Origin of the sequence: Clostridium sp. MSJ-8, from assembly GCF_018918325.1 — a bacterium.
In the GTDB taxonomy this organism is placed as follows: domain Bacteria; phylum Bacillota; class Clostridia; order Clostridiales; family Clostridiaceae; genus Clostridium.
Genome location: NZ_JAHLQH010000005.1, coordinates 62,925 through 72,862, shown reverse-complemented (window position 1 = coordinate 72,862; position 9,938 = coordinate 62,925). Strand labels below are relative to the sequence as shown.

Annotated in this window: 7 protein-coding genes; all 7 read right to left on the bottom strand. The window is 26.8% G+C overall.

Going from position 1 to position 9,938, the window contains the following annotated elements:
* Window positions 1-270 precede the first annotated feature (270 nt).
* Window positions 271-771: an isochorismatase family protein gene (locus KQI77_RS00460; protein WP_216387379.1), complete on the bottom strand. Its 501-nt coding sequence runs from the start codon at window positions 769-771 to the stop codon at window positions 271-273.
* A 9-nt stretch (window positions 772-780) separates the two neighbouring features.
* Complete coding sequence (locus KQI77_RS00455) at window positions 781-1,752, bottom strand: lipopolysaccharide assembly protein LapB (RefSeq protein WP_216387378.1); 972 nt, start codon at window positions 1,750-1,752, stop codon at window positions 781-783.
* Between the two features lie 991 nt (window positions 1,753-2,743).
* Window positions 2,744-5,509, bottom strand: a complete 2,766-nt coding sequence (locus tag KQI77_RS00450) for a tetratricopeptide repeat protein (protein ID WP_216387377.1) — start codon at window positions 5,507-5,509, stop codon at window positions 2,744-2,746.
* Window positions 5,510-5,923: 414 nt separating this feature from the next.
* Window positions 5,924-6,853 (bottom strand): cysteine synthase A, encoded by a 930-nt coding sequence (gene cysK / locus KQI77_RS00445; protein ID WP_216387376.1) that lies wholly within the window; start codon window positions 6,851-6,853, stop codon window positions 5,924-5,926.
* 45 nt (window positions 6,854-6,898) lie between these two features.
* The gene (nifU, locus tag KQI77_RS00440; RefSeq protein ID WP_216387375.1) at window positions 6,899-7,330 is read right to left on the bottom strand and encodes a Fe-S cluster assembly scaffold protein NifU; all 432 of its coding nucleotides are present in this window, start codon (window positions 7,328-7,330) and stop codon (window positions 6,899-6,901) included.
* A gap of 1 nt (window position 7,331) precedes the next feature.
* The gene (gene nifS, locus KQI77_RS00435) at window positions 7,332-8,513 is read right to left on the bottom strand and encodes a cysteine desulfurase NifS (RefSeq protein WP_216387374.1); all 1,182 of its coding nucleotides are present in this window, start codon (window positions 8,511-8,513) and stop codon (window positions 7,332-7,334) included.
* Between the two features lie 259 nt (window positions 8,514-8,772).
* A complete protein-coding gene (locus KQI77_RS00430) occupies window positions 8,773-9,936 on the bottom strand; it encodes a glycosyltransferase (protein WP_216387373.1) in 1,164 nt (387 codons plus the stop codon).
* Window positions 9,937-9,938: the final 2 nt, after the last annotated feature.

Genomic DNA, 9,938 nt, shown 5'->3' with positions numbered 1-9,938 from the left:
AAAATGTATTAGCTGAAAGTATTTTGCTTGCCTTAGCACATAATATAAATAAGTTACATAATAAAATTCAATCAGGAAAAACAGGAACACATTTATTTCATATTCAAAAAATAGCTTAATATTTAATAAAAAATATGATTTTTATATGTCCTTATTAAAGTGCACCCATTTTGGGGAAAAGTACTTTTTTAATTTTGATTAATAATTTAAGACATACAAAAAGGGTTTGCCGCTAGCAGTTTTTAACTGCTAATGCGACAAACCCTTACCCTATATACAAGCTACTTGTTTATCATACATTTTAGCATAACATCTATCATCTGCTGTAGCGATTGAATCTTTAATTAATACTGGTTTAAAACCAAACTTTATAGATTCTTTAGCTGTTTCCATAACAAAATTATTATAATCTAATCCAACTATTTCAATCTTAGTTACGCATGCTCTTCTCAGATATTTTACTAAAAGTCCATTTTTGAATACATTAGTTATTGATTTTTCAAATATAGTATTAGATGCTATAACTAAATCTTTGATATTCTTTGCACCTTTTGTACCTCTTAACGTATACCCAAACACTTTTCTAAATGCAAAACTATTTGGATATTGATTATTAATATATATTATCTCTTGATTTTCCTCTGCATAATGTTTTATGTGCTTATTCACATTATCTATTATTTCCTGTTTACTTACTGAAGTAAAATAATTTTTCTTTTCACACATCTCAATTATATCTTCTTGCATTCCAATAACTAATAAAGCTTTCATTTTCTTATTCTACACTTCCAATTCTTTTCTTGTTAAATCTTTAAATACATCTTTACAAAAGTCATATATTGCTGTAGCATTATTTTGTTTTGCATTTTCTGCAAGTGCTTTTATAACACCTACTACAATCGCACTAGGTCCTAAAGGCATCTGATATTTATTCAGCATATCCTTAATTTCTCCTTCGGATGGAGCATCTATATCAATTTCTTTACTTTCCTTAAGTTCTTCTAGTTCCTTTACTATAAATTCCTTATAGCAATAGCTATTACTTAAGTGTAATAAACATATGCCTATATCATATTGTTCTTTTTCTATATAATAAACACCTATTTCATAATAACATCTTGCCAAGTTTTCACTACTCAAGGACATATTTAAGCAATTTCTCATTATATTAACAAATTTTTCATCATTGCCTTGTCTTCTATTTATCTCAGCTAATTCTAACATAGATGATACATTAACAGGATTCCATCTTATAGATTCTTCAAGAGCTTTTATAGCTTCTGCAACATTTAAACTCTGAGCTTCTGTAAACCCATACAAATTATATATTGAACTATTATCAGTTTTTATTTGGTTTATCTTTATCTTAGGATCAAATATAGCAACATATAACCATAATTCTAGAACATTTGCAAAACTAAAATTAATAGTTCCTCCAAGCTCCTTATTAGGTAGCATATCTATTACTGCTTTCAATGTAGCATTTGCTTGTTTAACTTTTCCTTCCTTAACTTCTCCTAATGCTTTATCATATAGCATATTTATCTTTATGTTAAGTTGTTCTTCTTGTTCTTCTGGCATTCCTTTTGATGCTACTACTTCAAGCGACATCTGGCCTATTGCATTTAAAATTTCTCTTGAAGATTCATGAGAACTATACTTGTCCCCTTGATTTCTAAGATATATCATATCTTCTTTTATATCACCTTTTAGCCCACTTCTTATTTCTTCAATTATTTCTTCTACTACCATAATAATATACCACCTCATTTTCCATATTAGTATTATACTATGAATTATATCACACTTTCAAAGATAACGTTTGCATTTTTTCATTTTTTAACAACATTTCAATATTTTTTGATAATTTTAAGTTTCACTATTTATTTTTATTTACTTATCTTTTCAGTTATTAATATCAAATTATTGATAATTAAAATATAATAGCATTAGTTCAGTAACCAATTAAAATAGAATGACTTTGATTTTACAAAGCGTTTGCTCAATTTTATTCATACTGTTCTTCAATTTCTTGCAGTATTTTATTTATTATAAACATTACTAATTCTTCCCTAGCAAAAAAGCTTTGTTCCATCAAATCAATTCTATTTTAATTATTCATGCGTTATGATGATTTTTAGTGTATCTGGATTATTTCAAATATCTTAAGTATTCAGTAATTCTTACTTTATAAAAAAATTATTGAATATATTTTTTGATCACTTATCTTTTCAGTTAATTAATATCAAATTATTGATTTAAGTAAATATTGCTAATGAAAAATCCAATGTTATTTGTTAATGATAATATTATGATTTTCTTTTTTAGTATCAATATTATTGCTTTGAATAAATCTTCATAATGAATTTTAGGATTTCTTATTATAAAAAAATTAAGTTAGCGTTTAAAATGTTGTACTGTTTGAACTTTAGTGAGTTTACAACATTTAGCTAACTTAATTTTTTTATATTTAGAAATGCTTAATGAAATTATGCTATTTATGAAAACACATAATATTGATACTAATAATAAACATAATATTAATCAAACCAAATAACATTGGATTTTATTCATATTATATTATTTACTTAGAACATATAATTTTGATATTAATTATTGTAAAATATAAGTTATCTAACAATAATACATTAATTTTTTTATAGTTAGAAATCCTTAATGAAATTATGCTATTTATGAAAACATATAATATTGATACTAATAATAAATATAATATTAAAATCTATTATATATTTAAATAATTACGAGCTTTTAATAATATCATAAGTTCATTTATTATATACTCAACAAAACTTAAATCATCTTTGTCAAATTTTAATTTATTGTATAAATAATTATTTTTATTTTTATTATATCCAATCATTATTCCAATTAACGAAGTGTTTAATAATATAGGTACACAAACTATATCAAATACTTTATTTCTTCCTAGAATATCAAACATTCCACTATACTTTTCACTACTCTTCTCATTTTTACATGCTGAAAATGTTCTAGTGTTATTATCAATATATTCAATTATAGAGTATATAACTTCAGTATCTACTAATTCTTCATTATCATTAAACAATATCCTTACATCTATCATATCAGAAGTATTTACTAATAATATATTATCTAGTTTAGTTTGATTCTTAATAAGACATACAACATCTCTTATTAATTCTTCTGATGATACAGTAAGACCTTTAAACATTTCTTGTATCTTATTTAAATACATAAGATTATTCTGAGCTTTGTTTAACTTATTCTTCATAGACTTTCTTTGATATAGTTGTTTTATATCATCTATTGATATATTACCAGCTGTCATCTCATATTTGTCTTCTCTCTTCTTAGAATTATCGTCTCCTAACTCATTCATAAGCAAGTTAAGTTTATAGAAATATCCTCTTGATGTACAGAATTCAATAAATTTTTCAAAAACCCTATCGGCTTTTTCCTCCCTGCATTGTTTTTTGTATAACTTAACTCTTTCTGCAACATATATTGGATAACTATAGAACTTACTTCCTATTGATTGCATCATATGATGTTCAGCTTTATTAAGCTCTATATCAGCTAATTCATAATCTCCATCTTTCCTATACATTATTGCATTTATTATTCTATATAAGAATAATTCATCATCCCAAAATGCAAATGATTTATTATCATTTTTATCTAACAAATGACTTAAACAATATTTCATCTTATCATGATATATATAGCAATTATATTCAGCTCCTAAATAGAAATTACTCAAAGCTAATAATCCATATATTTTGGCTATATTACATACCTTGATTGAAGCTATATTCATATCATTCATTATATCAACTACTACACTAAGAACTTCTCTTGCTTTATCATATCTTTCTGCTGTAAATGCATTTACTCCTTTGTTATATAAAGTTTCTAATATGGACTCTATATTTTCTTCTTCATAAAACAGTTCTAAAGCATTATTAAAATACTCATTAGCTTGAATATACATTTCTTGAAGAATAAAATTATATCCCACACTGTTATATAACAACGCTTTCTGTTCATTAGTTAAGTCTGTTACTGCCTTTTTACACTCTTCATAATAATAATCTACTAATTTACATTGATTAAAACATGTAGCAATAGTCATATTTTTATAGTATGCATCTAATATAAGTTTATTATTCTTTATTTGTTCTGCTATTTCTATTCCTGTTTCAAAATAATCTACTTCATTATTTCTTTCATATATACTTTTATTATTGTTATTATTAGATACATTATTATAACCATATATATATATATGTGCTAAATGATTTAAGTAATTTTTCTTTTCTATCTTATCTAATAATTCTTTTGGAATATAAAAACTAAAATCACTTAAAAATATATTATTCCATCCTCTAAATTTCACAATATACTCTAACAATTCTATCATAAACTCATATTCTTCATTATCTATAAATATACTTTTCATAAATTCTATATGTTCATTTGCCTCATCATATTTCTCTGTTTGAATCAATGAATACACTGCATAATAATATACACTCATAGATACGTCATCATCTATCAATTCTTCTATTCCTTTTTTACATAGGCTAATGCAAGGTGTAAGTACTATTAGTGCTCTCTCTGGTTCATCATTCATTAGATAAGCCACAGCTCTAAGAACCTCTATCTTTACATATTCATTCATTTCTAATTCAAACGTACTCTTATTCATAACATCTTTTATCCCTTGAAGATAATATATAGCTTGATTGTTAGCAAATGTTTGAATTAATCCACTTATCCTTGTTATTGCATCATATAAATCAATATCTTCTAGTTTTATAGTTTCTTCTATATCACAGTTCTTCTCTTGCTCTTTACTTCCCCAATCAACAACTGTTCCAAAATTATTTATTTCTTTTATAAAAGTAAAAAATTCATCATTCATATAAGATGCTACTTCTTCTACTTCATTATAAGTTATTATTGTAACTATATTAGTAAAATCCAATTTACTATCTTTTAATTTTCTTATTACTCTTAAAATTGCTATACTGGACTTATGAATTTTATTTAGTACTATAACCATTTTTTTACTTCTAGATACTCTATGTAATACTCTAATAATTGACTCTATAAATTGATCTCTTTCATAAGACACTTCTGATAAGATAATTCTCTCATCTCTTCTACATACTCCATTTTCTATATATGATTTAATTATTGGTATATGTAATGGATACACCTCACATTCTTCCAAAAAATCATTTATATTTATCTCTGAAAAATATTCATAATACAATTCCTTTATCCAATCTAATAATGGTTCATATGGCTTCTGAATTATATCATCATTATACTCATGATATAAATATTTTGTATTTTCATTAATCATCTTTTCTATCTCATATTTTATATCATATTGAGAATAATTATTCTTTATTATCAATATTTTATTATTTTTATACTTAGATTCATTTATTGATTTTCTTATTAATTCATATATATATCTAGTATTATTAATTGCCATACAAACACCTCTCCTCTACATCTGCTCTATATTTTTCGGTTTTTTTTACCATTTCTTTAATTATTTATCTGAATCACTTGTAAGTATCTTAACTTTTCAGCATTTCTAACTAAAAAAAATTATTGACTTTATTTATTTTTGATCACTTACTTTTTCAGTTAATTAATATCAAATTATTGATTTAAGTAAATTATTTATAATAGAATTAAGTATTTCTTACAATAAAAAAGTAAAGATCCCGTTAAAAATGCTATACTGTTTAAACCTTAGTGAGTTTATAGCATTTAGGGATCTTTACCTATTTTTATTATCTTAGAAATACTTAATTCTATTATATTACTTACTTAGAAATATATAATTTTAATATTAATTATTAAAATATATTAATCAAACCAAATAACATTGGATTTTATATTATTTAAATAATTCAGTTGATAAATAACGTTCTCCTGTATCTGGTAATAACACTACTATTGTTTTACCCTTATTTTCTGGTCTTTTTGCAAGTTCTGTTGCTGCATATAATGCTGCTCCTGAAGATATTCCAACTAATAGACCTTCAGTCTTAGACACTTCTCTAGATGCTGTAAATGCATCTTCATTCTCTACAGCTATTATTTCATCATATATATCTGTATTAAGAGTATCTGGAACAAAACCTGCACCTATTCCTTGAATCTTATGAGAACCAGACTTACCTTCTGATAATACTGGTGAGCTCTTAGGTTCAACAGCCACTACTTTTACATTAGGATTCTTAGATTTTAGATATTCTCCAACTCCTGTAACAGTTCCACCTGTTCCTACTCCTGCTACAAATATATCTACTTTACCATCTGTATCTTCCCATATTTCAGGTCCAGTTGTTTTTCTATGAGCTTCTGGATTTGCAGGATTAACAAATTGTCCTGGTATAAATGAGTTAGGTGTTTCTTTTGCTAATTCATCTGCTTTTGCTATAGCACCCTTCATTCCCTTTGCTCCTTCTGTTAGAACAATTTCAGCTCCGTATGCCTTTATTAAGTTTCTTCTCTCTACGCTCATAGTTTCTGGCATTACTATTATTACTTTGTATCCTTTTGCAGTTCCTACTGAAGCTATACCTATTCCTGTGTTACCACTAGTTGGTTCAATTATAACTGACCCCTTCTTTAATTGTCCCTTTGCTTCAGCATTCTCTATCATTTCTTTTGCAATTCTATCTTTTACACTTCCCGCTGGATTAAAATACTCTAGTTTAGTCAAAATAGTGGCTTCTAGATTGTGTTTCTTTTCATAATTAGTAACTTCTAGTAATGGTGTTTTTCCTATTAACTCTGATAAACTTTTATATATTCTTGACATATTAATCCACTCCCCAATCTTTTAATATATATTTAAATTTTTATTTTATTCTTCATGCATTGCATGTAATTCATCATGATCATGCTCTTGATGATCCCATGGCTCTAATCCTTGCTTTATTCTATAATCATTTATTGCTTTGTGTATTGCATCTTCTGCTAGAACAGAACAATGCATCTTAACTGGTGGAAGACCATCTAGAGCTTCTGCTACAGCTTTGTTAGTTAATTCCCATGCTTCTTCTAATGTATGACCTTTTATTAATTCAGTAGCCATTGATGATGAAGCTATAGCTGACCCACATCCAAAAGTCATAAACTTAACATCTTGTATAATGTTATCTTCAACCTTTAAGTAGATTCTCATTATATCTCCACATTTAGCATTACCTACTTCTCCTATTCCATTTGCATCTTCTAATTCTCCTACATTTCTAGGGTTTCTGAAGTGATCCATAACCTTTTCTGTGTATATCATTTTATTTTTCCTCCTCTAAGTGGTTTTTCCATAATGGTGACATGTTTCTTAATCTCTCTATAATAGGTGGTACTGTTTCTAATACATAATCAACTTCTTCTTCAGTAGTTCCATCACCTATTGATAATCTAAGTGAACCATGAGCCTTCTCATGTGGAAGTCCTATTGCTAATAATACATGGGACGGATCTAACGAACCTGATGTACATGCACTTCCTGATGAAGCACTAATTCCTTCAAAATCTAATGATAATAATATAGACTCGCCTTCAATAAACTCAAAACCAACATTGACATTGCTTGCTGCTCTTTTATCTCCTCTAGGACCATTAAGCCTTGTATATGGTATCTTAAGTAATCCATCTATTAACTTATCTCTAAGTTTAGTTAATCTTTCTGTATGTTCTTGTATATTGCTTGTTGCAAGTTCCATAGCTTTTCCTAATCCTACAATACCTGGTGTATTTTCTGTACTTGCTCTTCTTCCTCTTTCTTGTCCTCCACCATGAATTAGGTTGTGTATTCTAACTCCTTTTCTTATATACAATGCTCCTACACCTTTAGGTCCATATATTTTATGGCCTGCAAGTGATAATAAATCTATGTTCATGTCCTTAACATCTATATCTACATGACCTATAGCTTGAACTGCATCTGTATGGAATAATACTTTCTTCTCCTTACATATAGCTCCAATTTCTTTTATAGGTTGTAATGTTCCTATTTCATTGTTTGCAAACATAACTGATACTAATATAGTTTCATCAGTAATTGCATTCTTTAATTCTTCTAAATCTATAAAACCTTCACTATCTACATCTAAATAAGTCACCTTATATCCTTGTTTCTCTAAATATTCACAAGTATGTAATATTGCATGATGTTCTATCTTAGTTGTAATAATATGGTTTCCTTTATTTTTATATGCAGAAGCTATGCCCTTAATAGCCCAGTTATCTGCTTCTGAACCACCAGCTGTAAAATATATCTCTTGTCTATCTGCATTTATTCCCTTCGCTACCTTCGCTCTAGCTTCATCTACAGCCATAGCTGTTTCTCTAGATTCTTCATAGAATCCTGATGGATTACCAAATTTCTCTGTAAAGAATGGTAACATCTCTTCTAAAACTTCAGGTTTAACATAAGTTGTTGCTGAGTAATCCATGTATACTCTCTTTTTCATCAATTCATTCCTCCTAGTATAAACCCTAAAAAGGCTTATTTATTAGTTAAGGGATAATTCCTATCTGTTTAGTATGAATTATACAACTGTTTTTATCTTTTAGCAAGATATATTTTAATTTTATAAGATATTCCTTTTCATTATACCTCATTATTAATTATTCTTATAACAAAATAAGATAATGAAACTTTAACTTATATCTATATAAACAGTTCACTATCTTATTATTTCAAAAAATTCAATATATATAACACTTAACCTATACAACTTTACGATTATAATATGTTAATGCCAAATTATATATCTCTTCTATATTCTGTGCAAATCTCTTACTTGAATACGCATCTATACTACTTACTGCATTATGTGCCATAATATTATATTCTCCTTCTAAAAATAGCTTTTTATAGTACATAATAAATTGCATCAAATCCGAATATCCATATCCATTAATCCCTTGCTGAAGTACCCCCTCTAAACACTTATCATTTCTAACTAATATAGGCCTTCCAGTTGCTAATGCTTCTATATAAGTCAATCCTTGAGTTTCACTAGTTGAAGCTGAAATAAACACCTTCCCTAATGCATAATAATCTTGTATATTCTCCCATGGAACACTACCAGTAAATATAACATTATTCTCTAATTTTAGTTCTTCTATACATGATTCTAATGTTTCTCTATACGGACCACTTCCTACTACAATAAGTTTAACATTATAGTCTATTTCTTTTATATAAGGCATAAAGTTAATTATCTCCTTAAGATTCTTCTCTTCTGCCAATCGTCCTACATATATCATAGTATTATCACTATCTGATATATTATATTTTTTCTTTAATTGTTCAACATGAAGGAAGTCAATATTAGTAAACTTATCTAGTTCTATTCCTGTTGGTTGAACTATTATATCTCTCTTAACATTATATGAATGTAATAAATTTTTAACTTTATCTGTTGGAACTATTACACACTCTGCATTATCGCAACAATGTCTACTTAGTTTCTTCACTACATTCCTAATACTTTTATTCATAGGTAACTTAAGATAATGTGTATAATCTTCGTATATTGTATGATAGGTATGTATCATTGGTATTCTTAAATATCTAGCAATTCTCTTTCCCATATGGCCTAGGGAAAATTCAGTTTGAGTATGAATTATATCTAAATTATATTTCTCTATTTTCTTTCTCCAAAAGCTAACTAATGAATAGCTTATTCTTCTATCTTTCAAAAAGATAAAGGGTATACTATGCATTCTTATTACATTTTTTTCATATTCAATAACATTGGGGTTACTAACTGTAAATACATATACAATATGACCCAACTCTTCTAATGATTTCTTAAGTTGGTAAGTTGAATTAGCTACACCATTAACTTCTGGATAATAAGTATCTGTAAAAATCCCTATATTCATAA

What these genes read in the sequence shown, in the direction of transcription:
- KQI77_RS00460 (WP_216387379.1), bottom strand. Translation starts at nt 771, where the DNA reads ATGAAAGCTTTATTAGTTATTGGAATGCAAGAAGATATAATTGAGATG.
- KQI77_RS00455 (WP_216387378.1), bottom strand. Translation starts at nt 1,752, where the DNA reads ATGGTAGTAGAAGAAATAATTGAAGAAATAAGAAGTGGGCTAAAAGGT.
- KQI77_RS00450 (WP_216387377.1), bottom strand. Translation starts at nt 5,509, where the DNA reads ATGGCAATTAATAATACTAGATATATATATGAATTAATAAGAAAATCA.
- cysK (WP_216387376.1), bottom strand. Translation starts at nt 6,853, where the DNA reads ATGTCAAGAATATATAAAAGTTTATCAGAGTTAATAGGAAAAACACCA.
- nifU (WP_216387375.1), bottom strand. Translation starts at nt 7,330, where the DNA reads ATGATATACACAGAAAAGGTTATGGATCACTTCAGAAACCCTAGAAAT.
- nifS (WP_216387374.1), bottom strand. Translation starts at nt 8,513, where the DNA reads ATGAAAAAGAGAGTATACATGGATTACTCAGCAACAACTTATGTTAAA.
- KQI77_RS00430 (WP_216387373.1), bottom strand. Translation starts at nt 9,936, where the DNA reads ATGAATATAGGGATTTTTACAGATACTTATTATCCAGAAGTTAATGGT.